16 protein-coding genes are annotated in these 22,040 nt (G+C 63.0%); 6 read left to right on the top strand and 10 right to left on the bottom strand.

Annotated features, from left to right (window positions below):
* Positions 1-42 precede the first annotated feature (42 nt).
* Both dltA and HMPREF1155_RS02665 read right to left on the bottom strand, forming a co-directional pair.
* Positions 43-1,578, bottom strand: a complete 1,536-nt coding sequence (dltA, locus tag HMPREF1155_RS02670; RefSeq protein ID WP_039993203.1) for a D-alanine--poly(phosphoribitol) ligase subunit DltA — start codon at positions 1,576-1,578, stop codon at positions 43-45.
* 2 nt (positions 1,579-1,580) lie between these two features.
* The gene (locus HMPREF1155_RS02665; protein ID WP_009076840.1) at positions 1,581-2,261 is read right to left on the bottom strand and encodes an HAD family hydrolase; all 681 of its coding nucleotides are present in this window, start codon (positions 2,259-2,261) and stop codon (positions 1,581-1,583) included.
* 96 nt (positions 2,262-2,357) lie between these two features.
* Between HMPREF1155_RS02665 and dtd the strand changes: the two genes are divergently transcribed.
* The gene (dtd, locus tag HMPREF1155_RS02660) at positions 2,358-2,819 is read left to right on the top strand and encodes a D-aminoacyl-tRNA deacylase (protein ID WP_009076844.1); all 462 of its coding nucleotides are present in this window, start codon (positions 2,358-2,360) and stop codon (positions 2,817-2,819) included.
* Entirely contained in the window at positions 2,816-6,052 is a 3,237-nt protein-coding gene (locus tag HMPREF1155_RS02655; protein WP_009076813.1) for a DEAD/DEAH box helicase, read from the top strand. The genes dtd and HMPREF1155_RS02655 overlap by 4 nt, the downstream gene beginning before the upstream one ends.
* A 13-nt stretch (positions 6,053-6,065) precedes the next feature.
* Here HMPREF1155_RS02655 and trpS read toward each other — a convergent pair whose 3' ends face one another.
* Entirely contained in the window at positions 6,066-7,115 is a 1,050-nt protein-coding gene (trpS, locus tag HMPREF1155_RS02650) for a tryptophan--tRNA ligase (RefSeq protein ID WP_009077020.1), read from the bottom strand.
* A gap of 211 nt (positions 7,116-7,326) precedes the next feature.
* Here trpS and HMPREF1155_RS02645 point away from each other — a divergent pair, with 211 nt between their 5' ends.
* Complete coding sequence (locus HMPREF1155_RS02645) at positions 7,327-7,959, top strand: YigZ family protein (protein WP_009076985.1); 633 nt, start codon at positions 7,327-7,329, stop codon at positions 7,957-7,959.
* 1,080 nt (positions 7,960-9,039) lie between these two features.
* Here the strand turns inward: HMPREF1155_RS02645 and HMPREF1155_RS02640 are convergent.
* From HMPREF1155_RS02640 to metA, 3 genes are all read right to left on the bottom strand, one after another.
* Positions 9,040-10,032 (bottom strand): helix-turn-helix transcriptional regulator, encoded by a 993-nt coding sequence (locus tag HMPREF1155_RS02640; protein WP_009076869.1) that lies wholly within the window; start codon positions 10,030-10,032, stop codon positions 9,040-9,042.
* A 258-nt stretch (positions 10,033-10,290) separates the two neighbouring features.
* Positions 10,291-12,285 carry an ABC-F family ATP-binding cassette domain-containing protein gene (locus HMPREF1155_RS02635; RefSeq protein ID WP_081501517.1) on the bottom strand — a complete coding sequence of 665 codons (1,995 nt, stop codon included), beginning with the start codon at positions 12,283-12,285 and terminating at the stop codon, positions 10,291-10,293.
* An 18-nt stretch (positions 12,286-12,303) separates the two neighbouring features.
* The gene (gene metA / locus HMPREF1155_RS02630) at positions 12,304-13,218 is read right to left on the bottom strand and encodes a homoserine O-succinyltransferase (protein ID WP_006361961.1); all 915 of its coding nucleotides are present in this window, start codon (positions 13,216-13,218) and stop codon (positions 12,304-12,306) included.
* A 226-nt stretch (positions 13,219-13,444) separates the two neighbouring features.
* On the opposite strand from metA, the gene HMPREF1155_RS02625 reads away from it, so the two are divergent.
* The gene (locus HMPREF1155_RS02625; protein ID WP_006361962.1) at positions 13,445-14,725 is read left to right on the top strand and encodes an O-acetylhomoserine aminocarboxypropyltransferase/cysteine synthase family protein; all 1,281 of its coding nucleotides are present in this window, start codon (positions 13,445-13,447) and stop codon (positions 14,723-14,725) included.
* Positions 14,726-14,733: 8 nt separating this feature from the next.
* Positions 14,734-15,330: a phosphatase PAP2 family protein gene (locus HMPREF1155_RS02620; RefSeq protein WP_009077026.1), complete on the top strand. Its 597-nt coding sequence runs from the start codon at positions 14,734-14,736 to the stop codon at positions 15,328-15,330.
* Between the two features lie 74 nt (positions 15,331-15,404).
* Here HMPREF1155_RS02620 and HMPREF1155_RS02615 read toward each other — a convergent pair whose 3' ends face one another.
* Positions 15,405-16,499, bottom strand: coding sequence for an ATP-binding protein (locus HMPREF1155_RS02615; protein WP_009076891.1), 1,095 nt, complete (start codon positions 16,497-16,499; stop codon positions 15,405-15,407).
* A gap of 200 nt (positions 16,500-16,699) precedes the next feature.
* Here HMPREF1155_RS02615 and HMPREF1155_RS02610 point away from each other — a divergent pair, with 200 nt between their 5' ends.
* A complete protein-coding gene (locus tag HMPREF1155_RS02610) occupies positions 16,700-17,881 on the top strand; it encodes an ATP-binding protein (protein ID WP_009076780.1) in 1,182 nt (393 codons plus the stop codon).
* A 135-nt stretch (positions 17,882-18,016) separates the two neighbouring features.
* Here the strand turns inward: HMPREF1155_RS02610 and murB are convergent, their stop codons facing one another.
* From murB to HMPREF1155_RS02595, 3 genes are all read right to left on the bottom strand, one after another.
* Positions 18,017-18,946, bottom strand: coding sequence for a UDP-N-acetylmuramate dehydrogenase (gene murB, locus HMPREF1155_RS02605; protein WP_009076949.1), 930 nt, complete (start codon positions 18,944-18,946; stop codon positions 18,017-18,019).
* A gap of 84 nt (positions 18,947-19,030) precedes the next feature.
* Positions 19,031-20,773, bottom strand: coding sequence for an NAD(P)/FAD-dependent oxidoreductase (locus tag HMPREF1155_RS02600; RefSeq protein ID WP_009076820.1), 1,743 nt, complete (start codon positions 20,771-20,773; stop codon positions 19,031-19,033).
* Between the two features lie 12 nt (positions 20,774-20,785).
* Positions 20,786-22,024: an aminoacetone oxidase family FAD-binding enzyme gene (locus tag HMPREF1155_RS02595; protein WP_009076876.1), complete on the bottom strand. Its 1,239-nt coding sequence runs from the start codon at positions 22,022-22,024 to the stop codon at positions 20,786-20,788.
* Positions 22,025-22,040: the final 16 nt, after the last annotated feature.

The following is a 22,040-nucleotide window of genomic DNA, read 5'->3' as shown; positions in this document are numbered from 1 at the left end:
AACCAATAGGCGCGTTGTCGGTGAATATGCGCCCCCCTTCGTCTACAGGGCCGCAAGGGCCACGCGATCGACCTCGCCATCCGGCGTCATGGGAAGCGCGTCGTGGAACACGATTTTGCGGGGAATCATGTAGGGCGGGAGATTCGTTTTGAGCGCCCCTTTGAGCTTCAATCCTTCGCGGAAGTCGGATTCGACGCGCGCCTCGGCGGACACCACATGCGCGACGAGGTGCGTGACGCGCCCGTCCCGCATCGCAGGCACGACCGCAGCCGTCTCGACGGCATCGAGCCTCCGAAAGTTCTCTTCGATATCGCCCAGCTCGATGCGGAAGCCGTCGAGCTTCACCTGCAGGTCAAGACGCCCACGATAATGCAGCATGCCCTCGGCGTCCAGCCAGCCTTCGTCGCCCGTGCGGTACGTGCGCACGGGCCTTCCTTCGAGATCCGCAACGCCGAAGGCCTTCGCCGTCAGATCCTCGCGACCGAAATACCCCTTGGCCACCGTGTCGCCCTCGACGACGATCTCGCCATGCCGGCCGGCAGGCACATCCGATCCGTGCGCGTCCACGACGCGGATGCGCGTGCCCGGCTTCGGCAGCCCGACGGCAAGGGGCGCATCGGCCTCGGCCATCTCGGGCGTCACCGTGACGCTCGTCACGGCGACCGTCGATTCCGCGGGTCCGTAGGTGTTCACGATGACCGCCTTCGGGAAGCGTTTCAGCAGACGACAGGCCGTCGCATTCGTCAAGGTCTCGCCGCTGAACAGGAAGAGCTTGAGGTTCTTGAGCAGCGCGCCGTCGAACGTCTTCTCGGCGAGGCATGCGTCGACGAACGAGGGCGTCGACACCCACACGTCCATCTTCGATTCCATGAACGCCCGGAACTGCTTCACGAAATCGTCTTGTGCGGCCTTCGTCAGGCTATAGAGCGTTCCGCCCGCCTGAAACGACATGACCTGGCCGAAGATCGAGAGATCGAACGAGAAGGATGCCTTGTCCAAGAAGGTCAGGCCCTCCTTGCCGATACCGCCCAAGGTCAGCGCCCACCGTGCGAAGCTATCCACGCAATCGGCCGTGACCTGCACGCCCTTGGGCGTGCCGGTCGCATCGCTCGTGAACAGGATGTAGCAGAGATCCTCTCCGGAAATCCAGGCGGATTCATCGGATATGGCACCTGCGCGCACGCCGTCGGCCACGATGCGCTCAAGCTCCGCGCGAGGAATGACAAGGCCCCGGGTCGCGACGACGGGAAAATCCTCGACCGCAAGCACGGTCGGGCTCCCGATCTGGCCGACGATATTGGCGACGCGATCGCTCGGAACCGTATGGCAGTCGAGAGGAACATAGGGATGGCCGCTCTTCATGCAGGCATGGAAGCACTCGGTCATAAGAGGCGATGTATGCCCGTAGACCACGACGGGCTCATGGGCGGCGATATCGGCCGTGCGCAGGAAGGCGGCAATGGCTTCGGAGGCGCTCCAATGCGCACGATACGTGGCGAATTCCCCATCGGACGTCTTCACCGCGAGCGCATCGGGGATGTCCTGAGAATGGCGACGCATGCGTTCGAGCAGTTCCATCTTCACTCCCTTTCTTCCTCGCCATGGCGGGGGAAGCCAGCGAGGACGATATCCGCAAGCTCGTCGAAGGTGTCGCAGATCGCATCGGGATGCTCGGCCTCAAGCCTCTCGCGGGAGAACGACCCCCAGCTCACGGCTATGGTCGCGGCGTGAGCGGCCCGCCCCGCCTGCACGTCGAAGGGGCTATCGCCCACATAGACGCACCGACGAGGATCGATGCCGAGAAGCGCCGCGCCGTACGCGACCGGCTCGGAATCGGGCTTATGCCGCGCCGTGTCTTCCCTTCCCACCAGCGCGGAGAAGAAGCCATCCAGGCCTAGGATCTCGAAACCGCGTTGCGCGAGCCAATGCGTCTTGGACGTGACGACGCCTAAGGATATGCCCGCATCCGCAAGGCGCGCCAGCCCCTCGCGCACGCCGGGAAAGGCGGAGATTGCGGCATCGTGGTGCGCATGGTTATGCACGCGGTACGAGTCGAGGAGCAGGCGTCGGGTCTCAGGGTCGTCGCTCAGATGCATCATCTGCACGTCGAGCGGCTGGCCCTGGTTGCTCATGAGCTCATTCTCCGAAAGCTCGACGCCCAGCACCTCGCGGGTGCAGTGGCGAAAGCTCGCGAGAATCAAATCGTAGGTATCGACGAGGGTGCCGTCGTTGTCGAACAGCACGGCTTCTGGTCGTTGCATGCGTGAACCTCCTTGGTCATACCGAGCAGAGTATCATGTTCAAGAAATCACGAAGACGGCTGCACGCCGCCGTTGCTTGCCGGTAAGGAGGGGCACATGAGGGCTCTTATCCAGCGCGTCTCGCACGCACGCATCACGATCGACCGCGATGTCGAACGCTCCATCGGGCGCGGCTACGTCATCCTGCTCGGTATCGGGCACGAAGACGACGCAGCCTGCGTCGGCGCGCTCTGGAACAAGATCGCGCGGCTGCGCATCTTCGACGACGGGAACGGCAAAGCCAACCTCTCCCTTGCCGACATCGGAGGAGACGTCCTGATCGTCAGCCAGTTCACCCTGTACGCGAACTGCCGGCGCGGCACGCGCCCCTCGTTTTCCGACGCTGCGCGTCCGGATGCGGCCATCCCGCTCTACGAGGCGTTCGTCGCCGCGGCCCGCGCCGACGTCGACCACGTGGAAACCGGCGAGTTCGGTGCGGACATGCAGGTCGAACTGGAAAACGACGGACCTTTCACCATCTGGCTCGACACCGACGACCTCGCAAGCGGACGCCGATGATTTCAGAGAACATCCTTAAACGTCTGGGAGGATCGCTCGCGCTCAATCGCGCACGCACCATCGCCGCGCGCGGCTATCCCATCTTCAACCGACGCCTTTCCTACCGCAAGCATCTCACCGTCCTGCATGCTTCGATCGACGACGCGACGACGTCGACGGGGTCGGTGGACGCATCCATCACCGTGGACGAATCGAACGGATCGGTCGCGGGATACGCATGCGGATGCGCGGAGGCGGCCCGCGCCGACAGGACCGGCCCCTGCAAGCACTGCATGGCCGTCGCGCTCGACTACAACCGCAACATGAGATCGTACGAAGGCTACGACCCCACCCGCTTCATCAAGACGTCGTCGTGCATCGCCGACTATCTCGACCGCGCGACGCCCGCCCTGCGCGTGCGCGCCGGCACGGACGGAAACGATCGGGGCAGCATCGACTTCTCTCTCGAACTTGCCTACGACCTCGGCGCATGGAACGCGCGCTTCAAGATCCGCGGCGCGCACGGGTCCTATATCCTGCCGAGCATCTCTGATGTGCTCGACAACGTGAAGGCGGGCGAGTACGTCTCGTACGGCAAGAAGCTCGGATTCGTCCATGCGCCCGACGCGTTCTCGGCGCACGGACGGGACGTGCTCGCGTTCCTCGACCGTGCGCTTGCATCCCGCCGCACGATGGATGCGCACGCCCAATGGGGTTTCGGTCTGCGCCGCATCGAACGCGACCTGCACATCTCCCCGCCTGAGATAGACGAGCTCGTGCGGCTCTTCGAAGAAGAGGGCTTCCGGCTGCGCGACGGATCGAAGGAAACCTCGCGCGGACGGGCCATGCACGTCGTCGAAGCCGATCCGCCCCTTTCCATCGTCGTCAAACCCCTTGGCGAAAACGGTTTCGAGCTCGTCCGTTCCGGCCAGGTGCGTTTCGTGGACTGCGGTCGAACGCTCTACGCCTGGAAGGGCGATGCGTTCTACCGCTGCTCGCCCGCCATGCGTGCGGCCGCCGACTTCCTGCTCGACGTGTACGCAAGCCCCGTGCGCCAGCTTCTGTTGACCGAAGACGACGCCGAACGCTTCGTTCCCCTCGTCGCCGCCTCGCTCGACGGAGCCATCGACGTGCGCCTTCCGCCTCAACTCGAAGAGCTCCGCCCGCGCCCTTGCACGCTCGAGTTCTATATCGATCGCGGAGCCGGCGGCGTGGAATGCCGTCCCGTCGCAGCATACGGATCGCAGTCCCATGGGCTCTTCGCCACGCTCGGACGGCAGGATTACGCCGATGAAACGGCGGAGGCTCCCGCACGCGACATCGTTCGCCGCTACTTCCCCGAGATCGGGGAAGACGGCGTCTGCGCCATCCCCGACGACGAGACGGACGCGCTCGGCCGCCTGGCCTTCGAGGGCGTCTCCGAGCTGCAACGCATCGGCGAGGTGTTCGCCACACCCGAATTCAACCGCCTGGCCTCGTCCGCCCGCCCGAGCGTATCGGTCGGCCTCTCGCTGAAGTCGTCGCTCATCGACGTCAGCTTCGAGGTCGAAGGCATGCCCGCCGACGAACTTTCCGCCCTGCTTGCGAGCTATCGCAGGCACAAGGACTACCATCGCCTCAAGGACGGCACGCTCATCCGCATCGCCGGCGTGGACCTGGCACGCATCGACGAGACCGCAAGCCTCATCAACGCTTCGAAGGCGCAGCTCGACGCCGGACGCGCGACGGCGCCGGCCTTCGATGCGTTCGCGCTCGACGCGCTTGCCGATGACGGCGCGAAAGATGCCTCGTTCATCGCGTGGATGGACGCCTTCAAGACCATAGACGAGGACGCCTATCGCGTGCCCGTCGGGCTTGCCGCGACGCTGCGCCCCTACCAAGAGGCCGGATTCCGATGGATGTCCCACCTCATGGATCTCGGATTCGGCGGCATCCTCGCCGACGAGATGGGCCTCGGCAAGACGCTCCAGCTCATCTGCCTGCTGCTCGCGCGCCGCGACGAGGCGCGGGCGACAGGACCGAGCCTCGTCGTCTGCCCCGCGTCGCTCGTGTACAACTGGGCGGCGGAATTCGAACGGTTCGCCCCGGATCTGCGCGTCGCGGTCGTGGCGGGGGACGCCGACGTGCGGGCGGAAGCGCGCCGCGGCGCGGACGCCGATGTATTCATCACATCATACGATCTGCTCAAGCGCGATATCGAAGACTACGCGGGCATGCGTTTCTGGTGCGAGGCCCTCGACGAGGCCCAGTACGTCAAGAACCACGAGACGCAGGCGGCCGCATCCGTGAAGGCTATAGATGCCGCGCATCGCATCGCGCTGACGGGAACGCCGATCGAAAACCGCGTCTCCGAGGTCTGGAGCATCTTCGACTACCTGATGCCGGGGTTGCTCGGATCGTACACGCGCTTCCGCGACCGGTTCGAAGCGCCCATCATGGACGGCGACGAAGAGGCGGCCGCACGGCTGTCCGCCCTCGTAGGCCCGTTCATCCTACGGCGCCGGAAGGCGGACGTCCTGACCGATTTGCCCGAAAAATGGGAATCGATCGTCTATGCCCGGCTCGAAGGCGAGCAACGCGCGCTCTATCAGGCGCACGAGCAGATGCTTCGCATGAAGATCGCGCACGAGGGCGAAGAGGGGGACGACAGCCGAAGCAAGGTGGAGATACTCGCCGAACTCACGCGCCTGCGCCAGATCGCGCTCGACCCGAGCCTGCTCTATGCCGACTACCGCGGCGGCGGTGCGAAGGAGCAGGCGATCATGGACACCATCGCGTCCTGCATCGCCTCAGGCGAGAAGATGCTCGTATTCTCGCAGTTCACCAGTTATCTGGATATCATCGGAGCGAAGCTTTCCGAGCAAGGCGTGAAGCATTACGTCATCACGGGATCGACGCCCAAGAAGAAGCGCCTCGCGCTCGTCGACGCCTTCAACGCCGATGACACGCCGATCTTCCTCATCTCGCTCAAGGCGGGCGGAACGGGGCTCAATCTGACCGGCGCCTCGGTGGTGCTGCACGCGGATCCCTGGTGGAATGCCGCGGCGCAGAACCAAGCGACCGACCGCGCGCACCGCATGGGACAGACGCGCATCGTCAACGTGTACCGGGTGATCGCGAAGGACACGATCGAGGAACGCATCCTGAAGCTTCAGGATGCGAAATCCGACCTGGCCGACCGCATCGTCGGCAGCGGCGGCGGAACGTCGCTCGCATCCCTTACGAAGGAAGACCTGCTCGACCTGCTGGGCTAGGAGAGGCGTTCCTCTAATACACCATGCCCATAGCCTCGCGGACCTCCGCAAGCGTCTGCTCGGCGATAGCGCAGGCCGCCTTGTTGCCTTCATGGATGACGTCCTTGATGTAGTCGAGGTCGCCCTCGAGCGCGCGCCGGCGCTCACGATGCGGAGCGAGGAATTCGTTCACGCTTTCGGTGACATAACGCTTGAGCTGCCCCGATCCGCCTTCTCCGATCTCTTCGGCGATGTCCGCCTCGGTGCGGCCGGTGCAGAGCGCCGCCGTGGTCAGAAGCGCGGACACGCCCGGACGCCCTTCCTTGTCGAAGGTGATCATGCGCTCGGAATCGGTCTTGGACTTCTTGATGAGCTTCGCCGTCTCCTCCGCCGTGGCGCCGAGCATGATGGAGTTGCCGTAGCTCTTCGACATCTTGCGGCCGTCGAGCCCGGGAATCTCGATCGCGTCGGACAGGATGCCCTCGGGTTCCGGAAACACCTTGCCGTAGCGCTTGTTGAATCGACGGGCGATCTGGCGCGTGACCTCGATATGGGGCAGCTGGTCTTTGCCGACGGGCACGATGTTGGCCTTGCAGAACAGGATGTCGCAGGCCTGATGGACGGGATAGGTGAGCAGCAGCCCCGTGAGCTCGTGACCCGAGGCTTCCATCTCGGATTTCACCGTGGGGTTGCGCTGGAGCTCCGCCTCGCTCACGAGCGAGAGGAACGGCAGCATGAGCTGGTTTTCGGCGGGCACGGCGGAATGCGTGAAGATGGGCGTGCGCGCAGGGTCGATGCCGGCGGCCACGTAGTCCATCACCATGTTGTAGACGTTGTCCTGGATGTGCTCGGTCGAGTCGCGGTCGGTGATGACCTGGTAGTCGGCGATGAGGATCATGCAATTCACGCCGGCATCCTGCATGGCGACGCGGTTCTGGATGCTGCCGAAGTAGTGCCCCAGGTGCAGACGGCCCGTCGGGCGGTCGCCCGTGAGCATGCGATAGTTGCCGGGATTGACCTTGATGTCTGCGCGAATCTCGTTGCTGCGTTTGAGGCTCGCGTCGAAGCTGCCTTCGTTGGGCATGCGCGTATCCAATCTACTGTGCGCTCGAAGGCGCGATGGTCTGGGAAGATGGCGGGCGTGAAGGACGTGCGCCGCACGCTATGGTACCACGTATCACGTTCTGCACGAGAATCGATGCGGCCTCGTTCGCGGGGATGCTGAAGAACGGCGCGCCGCATGTCTGCGCCTGCAGGTTGCGTCGAGCTGCCGCCGGTGCGCTATAGTACCGCATATGCACGCCTACGCCACCATATCCGGTCGTTCCACGGCCGAGGTCGAGATCAAGAAGAGCCGCTTCATCGCGAGCCTCGCGCACGTCGCGGCCGAAGAGGAAGCCCTCGCGTTCATCGAGGAGGTGCGTGCCGCGAACCGCATGGCGCGCCACAACGTCTACGCCTACGTGATGCGCGATGCGAACGGAGGGCCTGGACGGACGCGCTATTCCGACGACGGGGAGCCTCAGAAGACCGCAGGGCTTCCCACGCTTTCGGTCCTGCAGGGTGCCGGGCTCCAGGACGTGGTCTGCGTGACCACGCGTTACTTCGGCGGGGTGCTGCTCGGCACGGGCGGGCTCGTGCGCGCCTATTCCCAAGCGGCCCAGGAAGCCGTCGCGCGGGCCGAGATCATGACGATCTCGCGCTGCGTGGACGCGACCTGCCGCGTTCCCTATGCCCTTTACGACCAGTTCGCGAAGCTCGTGGAAGAATCCGGCGCGAAGATGCAGGACGCCGCCTGGACGGATGCCGTCACCTGCCGCGTGCGCATGCTCGACGGAGCGCAGGACGCGTTCTCCGTCGCCGTGTCCGAGCTTTCCCGCGGAACCGTGATACCCGAGGTCGGCGAGCCGTTCGACGCCGCATTCTAGCGGAGGCACCGCGGTCGGCCACTGCGAGCGGCATTCGCACGGGCGGGACCGCGAGCGGCGTTGCGCTATGGGGGAAGCTTTGCGCTCCCACGGGTGAGTCGAAGAGCAGCCGTGGGGGTTCGGGAGTCTGCGGAGATTTCTGCGTTTCCGCACCGGTGGGTCGGGTGAGGCAGACGTGCTTCCAGGCAGATGCAAGCCTTGCGCTTTGCGGTCGTGCGAGCCGTACGTGGGTCGTGTGCCGATCGCGCAGGTCATACGAGTCGTGTGCGGTCATGCGCCGAAGGCCGTAAGTCAAACCCTTCCTCGATGCCAAAATATTAAAGCTTAGTATACCCTATAGGGGTATATTTTCTGTGCATAAGTTGTTATTACAACGAAATGACGCTTAATTAAGGACAGTTTCGTTGTGAATACAACAGAAATAGTGCGCGGGATTCTCTAAGCAGCGATTTTTTGTCATCGGCGTCGAATTTTATGGTCGGAAAGGGGCTATACCCCCCTATCCATGGATGGTACTGCACAGTCATCACAGTCATCCTGTGCTTCCTCGCTATACCCTTTTTATCCATGGATGGCACATTCAGGGTTGCCGATCAGCTACGCTTGCGTCTTACGCCCTGCCCCATCCATGGATGGAACTGCAAGCCCTCTCCACTCTGCCCGTCTCAAAATCTTATACCCCATCCATAGATGGAACCGTCCGGCGGACATCAGGCTCAACAGGCGCGCTCGGTGTCGAGGCTATACCCCCGCCCATAGACGAATCCCTACCCATGGATGAAACGCGCTTCAGCGTGGAATAAGAGCGTGTCCGACGGACTAGACCCCCTGCCCATAGATAGAAAACTGAACAACATACCGCGAGGCGGCGGCAGGAATCATGCGGAAACGCCTCGGATATTCAACGGTTGAACGCATGCGGAAACGCCCCCGCACAACTCGCCCGACCCCGCACGCGAAAATGCCTGGTTATTCAACGATTGAACGCATACGAAAACGCGTCGCGCAGCCTGCCACTTCCGCATGCGGAAACGCCCTGCGCAACCCGCCCGACCCCGTATGCGAAAACGCCCGGGGCATTCAGCGATTGAACGCGTGGCGGAACTGGAACATCATCCAATACGCGACGCCGGCGACGGGCCAGATGATCCACGTGATCTCCCAATGCATCGTGACGAAGCTCGAAAGCAGATAGAGCACCAGGACGACCGACCAGTACGGTCCCGCCACGCTTCTGTTGAACCTTTTCACGGAGCGACGGTAGTCCTCCTCTTCGAGCAGGGCGTCGAAACCGCCCCAGATGATCGACGCATGGACTATGAGAGCGACGCCCAAAGAAACGATGAGCAAAAGAACGACCATGGAAAACAGGCCGTTCGCTTCGGATTCCTCAAGAGCGTTCACGGCAATCACGGGAACGGCCGCCGCGATGCATAGGGCGACGCCCGTCACCATCTCGCGCAGATGCGTTCCGGAAAAGGCGTTCTTGCGCTCGCGAACCATACCCTCGACGCCGTATGCCGTGTCGATAGGATTCTTCTTGATGCGCTCGAACCGCTTCAACGCATGCCCCGATACGATGAACAATCCCACAGCAACCGCAACGACAGGCAGAAGGACGGCGATGCCGATGAAACCAGCCTGGTCTTCGGTCAGGGCGATGCTGCCGTTCGCGCTCGCGCCCACAAGGAGGAACATGGGGACGAAGGCGAGGATGCACAGGCAGACGCCGAAGGCCACGCGGGACGCCGCACGAGCCGTCGCGTCGATAAACGCATTCGCTTCGTCGAACGAAACGGAAATAGGTGCATCATCCGCATCGGAGGTGGCGGCATCTGTGGAAACGGAAGGCGCTTCGACTCCATCCTCCACATCGAGATCGTCGCGGATGAGGGAATCAAGACTCAACCCGAAGAGGTCGGCCAGCTTGACGGCCTTGTCCATGTCGGGCATCGACTGGGATCCTTCCCATTTAGAAACCGACTGGCGAGAAACGCCGAGACGCTCGGCCAGCTGCTCCTGAGACATGCCGGCCTTCTTGCGCAACATGATGATCTTATCCGCGAGGATCATGGCAATCGTTCCCTTTCATTTCATCTTCCCATAGCGCCGTTTCTCCCGAAGCGTTGCTTCGCACCTGCCCGCAGCATCGCTTCGTACGATGCAGATCCTTCGGCGCCTTCGATGGCCTGAATGTAGGAAAACGTGCGGTTGCAGACTACCAATCCGACCGTTCAATTTCGCACCCAGTGGTTGCGGAAGCTTTTTACCTGGTATGATGCATGTTCTGCATCAGGCTTGAATCTCGTGAACGATCGCCATGCTCGAACCCTAAACCTCGCCGAGCGCATCGGCAACTTCCAGCCATTCATCTTCCAGGGCCTCTTTCTCGACAGCACGCGCGTCGAGCTCGGCCTGCAGTTTGCCCAGAAGAACGAAATCGGTCGGGTCGGCGGCACTCATCTCCGCGCGTTTGGCATCCACCTTGCTCGACGCGGTATTGATGCGGCGCTGCAGGCTTGAAAGCCGTTTCTTAAGCTCGCGCATCTCGGCGTTCGAGAGACGCGGAGACGCAGGCGCACCCGATGATGCGGTCATGCCCGAAGACGCGAATGCATCCAAGGACGCACGCGCACCCGAAGACGCAGGCATATCCGAGAATGCGCGCACCCCTGACGTACTCGAGGACACGGATGCGTCAGACGATGCGAAGGCCCCTGGGAACGGGCGTGCACCCGAAGATGCAGCCTCATCCGAACTCGCGCACGCCGCACCCGGAGAGGCGGATCCCGATCCGATCACGTCTGCGAACGAGACGCCGCGCGACGAATCGCGCTCTTCGAGCATCTGCAGGTATTCGTCCACGCCGCGCGGGCAATGCACGACCTTTCCGCCGATGAGCGCATACTGGTCATCGGTCACGCGCTCCATCAGATGCCGGTCATGCGTCACCATGATAAGCGTGCCCGCCCAGGTATCCAGCACGTCTTCGAGCATCGCGAGCATGTCGGTATCAAGGTCGTTGCCCGGCTCGTCTAAGATGAGCACGTTGGGTTCCTGAATGAGCGTGAGCATGAGCTGCAGGCGCCGCTTCTGACCGCCCGAAAGATCGCCCACGCGCGAGAACAGGGCCTTCGACGAGAACCCGAGCCTCTCCAGCAGCTTGGCGGGCGTGGTCTCCTTGCCGTCCACCACGACGCGCGCCGGATAGCGCGAAAGCACCTCGGTCACGCGATACGCATCCTGTTCGGCAAGCTCGTCCAGGCGCTGCGAGAGCACGGCGAACTTCACCGTCTTGCCGATCTTCACGAAGCCAGCGTCGGGACGCTGCAAACGCTGCACGACGCGCAGGAGCGTCGTCTTGCCCGCGCCGTTCTCGCCGAGGATGCCGACGCGGTCGCCGGGGCCGACCGACCAGTCGACGCCGTTCAGGACCGCGCGTCCCCCGAACGACACGCTCACGCCCGTCAGGTCGATGACCTGCTTGCCCAGACGCTGCATCGCAAGCGTCTTGAGCTCGAGAGGATCGCGCATCGGCGGCACGTCGTTGATCAGGGCCTCGGCGGCTTCGACATGGAATTTGGGCTTGGTCGAGCGGGCGCGGGCGCCGCGAGAGAGCCAAGCGAGCTCCTTGCGCGCAAGGTTCTGGCGACGCTGCTCGGTCACGCGCTCCACGCGGTCGCGCTCGACGCGCTGCAGCATGTAGGCGGAATACCCGCCTTCGAAGGGGATGACGCGCCCCGCGTGCACTTCCCACATACGCGTGCAGACCTCGTCGAGGAACCAGCGGTCGTGCGTCACCACGAGCAGGGCGCCGGCGCCGCGCGGCCAACGGCGCGCCAGATGGGCGGCGAGCCAGGATATGGCCCGCATGTCAAGATGATTCGTCGGCTCGTCCAGAAGCAGGGCGTCGTCGTCGCCCACGAGCAGCCGCGCCAGATCGACGCGGCGGCGCTGTCCGCCTGAAAGCGTGCTCACCTGGGCATTCCACGGAATATCGGCGACAAGGCTCGACACGACCTCGCGAATGCGCGCGTCGGAAGCCCAGACGTATTCGGGCGCGCCGCCGACGATCGATTCCCTCACGGTGGACGCATCGTCGAGCGCATCGGTCTGGCCGAGCACGCCCATGCGCAGCCCACGCGTGCGCGTCGCCGTGCCTTCGTCAGGCTCGATCGAGCGCGCGAGCAGTTTCAGCAGGGACGACTTCCCTTCGCCGTTCTGACCGACGACGCCGATCCTATCGCCTTCGTGCACGCCGAGCGTCACGCCGTCGAGGACCTTCTTCGTCGGATATTCCAGATGGACGCCTTCGCATCCGAACATGAACTCCACGCGCGCCTCTTACATTTCGGCCAGGTCGTAGGGCGTGGTCTGGTAGACATAGTAGTTCAGCCAGTTGGAATACAGCAGCTGGCCTTCTGCACGCCACGATACGACGGGGCGCTTGGTCGGATCGTCATCGGGGTAATAGTTGACGGGTACCGCGATGTCTTTGCCGGCCGCCACGTCGCGATCGTATTCGAGCTTCAGCGTGTCGCGGTCGTACTCGGGATGGCCGAACACGAAGATGTGCTTGCTGTTCGTGCTCTTCGCGATGGACACGCCGCATGCGTCCGAGAACGCGACGACCTCGAGGTCCTGGTTGGCGACGATGTCCTCGTAGTGCACCTCGGTATGGCGCGAATGAGGCATGCGGGAGATATCGTTGAACCCGCGCACAAGCGGAGACGAAGGCTTGAGCAGGCGGTTTTCGAACACGCCGAAGCATTTCCCATCGAGCATGTACTTCGGCACGCCGTAGAAATGCTTCATGGCGGCCTGGGCGCCCCAGCAGATGAAAAGACAGCAGTGCACGTGGTCGACCGACCAGTCGAACACCTCGCAGAGCTCGTCCCAGTAATCGACCTGCTCGAAATCGTACGTTTCGATGGGAGCGCCGGTGATGATCAGGCCGTCGTAACGTTCGTCGCGTACTTCGTCGAAGGTGCGGTAGAAAGTCTCCAGATGTTCGGCGGACACGTTCTTGGACGCGTGGCTCTTCATGCGCATGAGGTCGATATGGACCTGAAGCGGCGTGTTGGAAAGCTTGCGCATGATCTGCGTTTCGGTAGTGACCTTGGTGGGCATGAGATTGAGCAGAAGAACGCGCAATGGGCGGATGTCCTGATGCATGGCCCGATGCTCGGTCATGACGAAGATGTTCTCGCTCTCGAGGATGGACGTCGCCGGAAGGGCGTCGGGAATGCGGATGGGCATGGCATGTCCTTTCGAATGATGCATCGCACCTGCTGCACCGCACATCGAGGCGCGGCGGGCACGGCTCGGACGCGCGGCCGAGCCATTGCGGCACATTGTAGTCCAACCGTAGGCGATGGCGCGCACATGCCCGGCAGCGCGCGTATAATGCGCGTATTCATGAACCGGACCTGCAGGCGGCACGCGCCCATCGCGTCGCAACCCGCTCGAATCGATAGGAGACCGTATGACCGCATCAATCCAGACGACCTGCGTCCAGGGCGGCTACACACCCGGCAACGGGGAACCGCGCCAGATTCCCATCGTTCAGTCGACCACCTTCAAGTACGATACGTCCGACCAGATGGGACGCTTGTTCGATCTTGAAGAAGCCGGCTACTTCTACACCCGCCTGCAGAATCCCACGAACGATGCCGTGGCGGCCAAGATCTGCGCGCTCGAGGGCGGCAGCGCGGCGATGCTCACAAGCTCGGGACAGGCGGCGAATTTCTTCGCGCTGTTCAATATCGCTGAAGCCGGCGACCACGTGGTGGCAAGCTCCACCATCTACGGCGGCACGTTCAACCTGATCGCCCATACGATGCGCAAGATGGGCATCGAATGCACCTTCGTCGCGCCGAATGCATCGCTCGAAGAGCTGGACGCGGCCTTCCGGCCCAACACCAAGGCCGTCTTCGGCGAAACGATCGCGAACCCTGCGCTCGCCGTGCTCGACATCGAGACGTTCGCGCAGGCCGCGCATGACCACGGCGTGCCGCTCATCGTCGACAACACCTTCCCCACGCCCGTGAACTGCCGCCCGATCGAATGGGGCGCCGATATCGTGACGCACTCCACCACCAAGTACATGGACGGGCACGGCTGCGGCGTGGGCGGTGCCATCGTGGACGCCGGACGATTCGACTGGATGGCGCAGGGCGACAGGTTCCCCGGCCTCACGCAGCCGGACGAGTCGTACCACGGCATCGTGTATGCGGAGAAGTTCGGTTTGGCCGGCGCCTTCATCACGAAGGCGACATCGCAGCTCATGCGCGATTTCGGATCCATTCAGAGCCCTCAGAACGCATTCTATCTGAACCTCGGGCTGGAAAGCCTGCACGTACGCATGCCGCAACACTGCAGAAACGGCCTGGCCGTCGCACGGTTCCTCGAGGCATCCGACAAGGTGTCCGTCGTGCGCTACCCCGGGCTTGAGAGCGACCCGGACTACGCGCTCGTGCAGAAGTACCTTCCCAACGGAACGTGCGGCGTCGTGAGCTTCGATGTCGCGGGCGGACGCGCCGATGCGGAGCGGTTCATGGCCGCGCTCAAGCTGTGCGCGATCGAGACGCACGTGGCCGATGCGCGCAGCTGCTGCTTGCATCCTGCCAGCTCGACGCATCGCCAGATGACCGACGGCGAACTCGTGCGCGCCGGCATCTCGCCTTCGATGGTACGTCTGAGCTGCGGTATCGAAGGAACCGACGATTTGGTGGCCGACGTCGCCCAGGCGCTCGAGGCGATGTAGGGGGCGCGGTGCTTGAATCCATAACGCCCTGGGACGCGATCGTCCTGCACGCCATCCATGATGCGTTCGCGAACCCGACGCTCGATGCGATCATGGCATTCTTCACGCACATCGGAAGCGCCGGTGCCGTCTGGGCCGCGATCGCGCTCGTACTCGCCGCACGGAAGAGCACGAGGATCTGGGGAATCGGCATGCTCGTGACGCTTGCGGCCGTAGGCGTTCTCGGAGAGATCGCCTTGAAGCACCTCATCATGAGACCGCGGCCGCCGCTATTCGACCCCGCGCTCGCCACAAGCGTGGTGAGGATCCCCGCATCGCCGTCGTTTCCGTCCATGCATGCGGGATCGTCGTTCGCGGGAGCCGCGTTCCTGACCTTCGTGCCGATCGGCCTCGACGCGCCGAACGACGCGAAGGTGCGCGCGTCTGTGCGTGCCGCGCTGCGCGTCGCGCCGTTCGTGCTTGCCGCCGTCATCGCGTTTTCAAGGCTTTATTTCACCGTCCACTTCCCCACCGACGTCGCGGCAGGCATCGTGCTCGGCGTCGCGGTCGGCCTTGCCGGCGGATTCGCGACGCGCACGGTTCTGGAAAGGCGGGAAGCGAGTTAAAAGCCCTTCGAATATATTTTTTTCGGATTCGCGGAAGAGGCAAACGTTGCAGACTGCGAGAGCAGCCATCGGACTCACCTCCGCCTTTCGAGGAATTCGCGGAAATACGGGAGGTCGAACCCGACCACGCCGCGCCTCCGACCCCCGATGACCCCCGCATCGATGAGCCTGCGACGATACTGCGCGGCAAGAGAGGTCGAGACGCCGAGGCGGGCGGCCACATCGCCCGTTTTGCTGTCTCCCTCATCCTCCAGCATGGCATTCACGTATGCGATATCCCCGTCCGAAAGCTCGTTGTATGTGGCGCCGAGAATCCTCGATTCCATCTCGCTGCGCGCGGCCGCAATGCCCCGCTCGACGTCATCATCCGAAATGGCCTGGCTTTCGATGCTCTCATCCCAAATCCGATATCCGACGAGCTGAAGCATGAAGGGAAATCCGTCCACCGCTTCAACCGCACGTTCGAGGCCGGAACCTCCGATCGTCCTGCCGTTCTCTTCAATGGTCTTCTTGAGAGCGTCTCTGACCTCGAAATCGTCGATCCTGCCGAGCGTTTCTCGTTGAGCGCGACGGAGAAATGAAACGGTCTTGTCTTTGATCAGGGACGATACGTTGTGCGGCAACCCCGCCATCACGAGCGAGACCTTGCGTCCCTCCCTCACGAAGTGCTGATAGACCGTCGCGAGGCGAATCATCTCGTCCAGGCTGCCGTTGACTTCGTCGACCGTGATGAGAAGGCCCGTTTCCGTCTTGTCCAGATCGTCGAGGATCAATTCCATGCGACGGCGCCAGTTGTCCTTGTCGGGAACGAACTCGAAACCCACGGACGCGACATCGGATACGCCGAAGCTCGTTATGCGAACGCGGTCGAGCGAAGGCACGAGATGCGCCGCCGCACGCCTTGAACGAATCTCGATGTCGTCGAGCATCCCTTCCCCGCACGTCACTTCCGCGCATACCCAACCCGACGACTCCGCCCTACGGGCGATGCAGGAAAGCAGCGTGGTCTTGCCCGTGCCGCGAGCTCCCGTAAGGATGGTCGTGAGCTCGGGACGACGGAGGCGGGCCGAGAACGCGCGATCGAAACGCCGCACGATATCGTGCCGTCCTGCCAGATGATCGGGAACTTCGCCGAAGCTGGGCGTGAATGGGTTCTCGAGATATGTCATGAGAGCTCCGCTCTTTCCTGCGTGTGTCTTTATGCAAAGAACAGAGAACTAAGCAGTTCTAAGTCTGTATGAGCAAGTATACGGAGGTCCCTCGATCGGCGCAAATAGGGAATCTAGCTCGCAAATTTGAGAGCTTATCTCGCAAATTTGCGAGCTAGGAGTACAATGCAGGCATGAACCCAGAAGGCAGGGGGTACGCCATGCCGCATTACGAACGCGAAATAGTATCGACCATAGCCTCACGCATGAACGAACCCCGCCGTTTCATGCAGATCGTCATGGGGCCTCGTCAAACGGGCAAAAGCACGGCGATTTGGCAAGCTCTTGCGCATGCGGATATTCCCCGCATCGTCGAAGAGGTGACGTTTCGAGGCGAATCACCTGATTGGGTGCGCGCACACTGGCAGCGGGCGCGCAACCTCATTCAAGGAGGCCAGAAGCGCGCCGTACTCGTGCTGGATGAAATTCAGTATGTTTCGAATTGGTCCTCGGTCGTAAAGGAGCTGTGGGATGAAGACGCCCGTGCAGGCATAGACCTTCGCGTGGTGCTGTCGGGTTCATCGGCAACGCTCATACAGAATGGCCTCAGCGAATCCCTTGCAGGCCGCTTCGAACTCATCCACTGTCCGCACTGGACCTATCGAGAATGCCGGGAAGCCTTCGGCTACTCTCTTGACGAATTCCTGTATTTCGGCGGCTATCCGGGAACGTCATCGTTCATCGGAGATGAGCCCCGATGGTATTCCTATATGAATGGATCGATCATCGATCCTGCCATCGCGAATGACGTCATCGGTTTAGCCGATGTTCGCAACCCAGCGCTGATGCGCCGGCTTTTTTACCTCGGCGCTCCGTATTCTGCGCAGGAGGTCGCCTATCGCAAGATACTGGGACAGCTTGATGACAAGGGAAACACATCGACGATTGCGCACTATCTCGACCTTCTTTCCGATGCGGGCCTGCTGTGCGGCCTCCAGAAATACGACCCTAAGCTTGTTCGTCAAAAGGCGAGTTCACCGCGTCTTGCCGTCTATGACACCGGTCTTATGACGGCAACGTACGGTCATAAGAGGAAAACTCTTCTCACCGATCCCAGCGCTCGGGGCCATCTTATCGAAAGCGCCGTCGGTGCCTATCTCCTCAACCGATCGAAGTCGGAGGGCTTCGACGTCAACTGGTGGCGCGAAGGGAATCATGAGGTCGATTTCGTGGTGTCCTTCGGTGGAGAAACGCTGGCGATAGAGGTGAAGAGCGGACGCGTTAAAAAGACGGGCGGAATCGTCGAGTTCATGAATCGCTTTCCGCATGCGCGCGCCATGGTGGTCGGTTCTGCAGCAACGAATCTTGAGGACTTCCTCTCGGGAGATGTGTCGTTGTTCTAAAACGGTTTTCGGCACGCTTCTTGTGAAGCCTTATTTCCTTGCCTTTCGAATGGCCAGCAAAGCACGATGGGCGAATTGATCGTAAATAGCTCAACCATCTTCCTTGCTGCGCGGAAAGCGGCAGTCGTTGCGGAATCAGCCTCTCGCCACCGAATCGCCCTCGAAGCCCCACATGCGGACTTCGGGTTCCAAGCGCACGCCGGAATCGGCTTCCACCGCGTCCTGCACCTCGCCGATAAGCGCCCGCACGTCGGACGCCGTCGCGCCGCCTGCATTCACGACGAATCCCGAGTGCTTCTCGGACACCTGCGCCCCGCCATGCGCATATCCCTTGAGGCCCGCATCCTGGATGAGTTTGCCTGCGAAATATCCTTTGGGGCGCTTGAACGTCGATCCTGCGCTCGGCATGTCGAGCGGCTGCTTGTCCGCGCGCCTCCGCTGCAGATCGTTCATGCGCGCACGAATCGCATCCGCATCGCCTTCCTTGAGCGCAAGCATCGCGGACACCACCACGTAGCCGCGATCGTCCATCATGCTGTGGCGGTACCCCCATTGGCTTTCCCCGCGCGGGACCGGCACGACCTCGCCTTCCGGCGTCACACAGATGACCTGCTCGCACACGTCCATGAACTCGCCGTCGTACGCGCCGGCGTTCATGATGGCCGCGCCTCCGACGGTTCCCGGAATCCCGCATGCGAATTCATAGCCGGCAAGGCCTGCCTCAAGCGCGGCCCGAGCGACCTCTTCGTTCGTGGCGCCCGCCTTGGCGAAGATACGGTTCTTCGTCACCAGGATGTCCGAAAGGTTCTCCGCGATGCGCATGACAACGCAGTCGAGCCCCTCATCCGCCACGAGCAGATCGCTTCCCCGCCCGATGACGCGCAGCTCGACGCCCGCATCACGGCATGCGCGCACGACATTGGCGACCTCGTTGATCTCATGCGGGACGACCATGCAGCGCGCCGGACCGCCGATTCCGAACGTCGTATGCGCGTTCATAGGCTCGTCTATCAGGACGTTGTCGTCCCCGACGAGGGCCTTCAGGCTCTTGACCAGCTCATCCATGGGTGCCAATCCCTTCGCGTCGTCTTTGGTCGTCTTTGGTCGTCGTCGCCCGGCGTCCATGCCTGACGCCAGATGCGCCCGCATCTATCCTTCCGCATACTGCGCGATCACGGCTTCCGCCGCGCGCATGCCGTCGACCGCCGCAGACATGATACCGCCTGCGTAGCCGGCTCCCTCTCCCGCAGGGAAAAGTCCTGTGCGTCCTACCTCTATATGTCCTACGGAAGATGCACCTGCTGCCTCTGACTCGGCGCGGTCGGCGGCAACGCCAACCGCACAGCCGCTTGCACCTTGCGTATCGCGCAAGCGCGCCTGGAGCGTAGCGCGATCGCGCACGATGCGCACGGGGCTCGAGCTGCGCGCCTCGACGGCCGTCAGAACGGCGTCCGGATCGCCGAATCCGCGCATCTTCGCATCGAGCAGAGGCATGGCCTCCCTGATGGCGTCAACGATGAATCCAGGCAGCACGTCATGCAGGTCGCACCACGCAACGCCGCGCGCGTACGTCGGCACGACCGTCCGCGACGGACCCGCCGCCCCTTTTCCTTCCAGGAAATCGCTCAGGGTCTGCGCAGGCGCGCGATAGTCTCCGCCGCCGGCACGGTACGCCGCCGCCTCGACGCGCCGCTGCAGCTCGATGCCCGCGAACACGTCATCGCCCGGCAGATCGCCCGGCTTCACCTCCACGAGCAAGGCCGCATTCGCGTTGGCGCCGTCGCGCGCGAAGCGGCTCATGCCGTTCACGCACACGCCGCCCTTCTCGGATGCCGCGCATACCACCTGGCCGCCCGGGCACATGCAGAACGTGTACACGCCGCGGCCGCTCGGCAGGTGCACCGCAAGCTTGTAGTCGGCCGCACCGAGCGCCGGATGCCCGGCCGCAGATCCGTATTGGATCGAATCCACGAGCTTCTGCGGATGCTCGATGCGCACGCCCATAGCGAACGGCTTGCGCTCGAAGACGAATCCCCGGCCGTGAATCATCCGGAAGGTATCGCGCGCGGAATGCCCGCATGCCACGATCACGTCGCGCGCGGGAATCGTGCATTCCTCTCCCGTCCGTCCGTCACGCGCGCCCACGCCGCAGACCGCGCCATCGCGCATCGGCAGCTTCGTCATGCGCGCGCGGAAGCGCACCTCTCCGCCCAGCGACTCGATGCGGAACCGCAGGTTCGCCACGATATCGGGCAGCAGGTCGGTGCCGATATGGGGCTTCGCCTTCCATAGAATCTCTTCGGGCGCGCCCGCCGCGGCGAACGCCTCCAGTACGGTGCGACACCGCGGGTCCTTTATATTGGTCGTGAGCTTGCCGTCCGAAAACGTGCCCGCCCCGCCTTCTCCGAACTGAACGTTCGACTCGGCATCCAGCGCGCCGCCCTCCTCGAACGCGCGCACCGCCTTCGTGCGCGCATGGGCGTCGTCGCCCCGTTCGAGCACGATCGGACGCATCCCCGCCTGGGCAAGCACGAGCGCGGCGAACATCCCTGCAGGCCCGAAGCCGACCACGATCGGACGAGGGATATCCGCGCCCGAAACGTCGGCCACGCGATACGGCGTCGGTTCCTCGTACGCGGATATGCGCGCCGGACCCTTCGGTGGACGGGCGAGCACCCGACGCTCGACCGCGTCCGGAACATCGACCGCGAACGTGCCCACGAAGCGCACATGCGCCTTCTTCCGCGCATCCACGCTGCGACGCATAAGCCTCACGCTTCCGAGAGCCGAAGGCTTCACGCCCAGCACCCGTGCGATAGCCGCACGCGCGATTCCTTCCCCGCCTTCAAGACCGAAATCGAGAGGCAGCGCAAGATTGCGTATCTCCAACATGGCGGTTCCGCGCTATTCGAAGAGAAGCTGCGCACCGGCGGCGGCACTGCCTGCCAGCATGCCGCTCGTCCAGGCCCAATGCAGGTTGTACCCGCCGCAGCGCCCGTCCACGTCAAGAGCTTCGCCCGTCACGTAGAGACCGGGATGCAGCGCGCATTCCATCGTCAGCGGATTGAAGTCCTTGACGTTGTATCCGCCACGTGTGACTTGCGATTTCTTAGGATCGGCGATGCCTTTGACCTTCAAGCCGAACGATTCGGACACCATGGCGAGCACCACGGCCTCCTGCTCGGCGATGATCGGCTCGTCGGGGTTAAGCCCTGCCGCCGAGACCACGGCCCGCGCGACATGCGACGGCAAAAGCCCGCCCACGATCTGGACGGCCGTGCGCGTCGGATGCGCCTGCGCCTGTCCGAAGATGAAATCGACCTTGTCCTGCGGTTCCATATCGGGAAGGAAATCGATGAAGACCATCTGGCCGGGGCGGACGTAGCGCGACATGTCGAAGGCCGCGATACCCGAGATGCCGTAGTCGCGGAAAAGCACTTCGCCGTAGGTTTCAGGACCGTGATAATCGCTCTTGAAATCCGGATCGACGACATCCATCCAAGCGTCGCGCAAATCCGTCGGATCATCGTCGATATACAGGCGAGCCCGGACGCGGATGCCCGACAGCCCCTTGATATTGGTCGTGTCGGTCTTGAGGGCGGCAAGGACCGGCTGGCATTTCTTGACGCGGATATCGTCCGGCACGAGCCCGGCTGCAGGGCCGCCTCCTACGGCGACGATGGCGGAATCGAAGGATTCCCTGCCGCCATCGGCCGAAACCACATCCCAGCGGCCGTCCTCGCGCGGCACGGCGCAACGCACGGGCAGCCCGCACCTGATGCGCACGCCCGCCTCGTCGAGGCAGAGGCGCAGCACGTCAAGCACGCTCGCCGCTTTGTGCGTATAAGGATAGATGCGCCCTTCGTCCTCTTGGATGGCCAGAAGCCCCGCATCCGAGAAGAAAAGCTGCACCTCTTCGGGCGGGAGCGCGTCCATGGCGGCCTGCACGAAGTCCGGACGATTGTAGTCCGAACTCATGATGTCGGCATTGCTCAGGTTGCAGCGCCCGTTGCCCGTCGCGAGGATGGTCTTGCCGATGCGGTCGGCCGCCTCGAAGACGGTGACCTGGGCGCCCTGCCTGCCGGCGCAGATCGCGGCCATGATGCCCGATGCACCTCCGCCGATGACTGCGACTTGATCCATGAACGTCACTCCTTGC

Source organism: Slackia sp. CM382 (genome assembly GCF_000293015.1).
GTDB lineage: Bacteria > Actinomycetota > Coriobacteriia > Coriobacteriales > Eggerthellaceae > Slackia > Slackia exigua.
The sequence above is the reverse complement of the archived record's forward strand: the minus strand, read 5'-3'. Positions and strand labels throughout refer to the sequence as shown.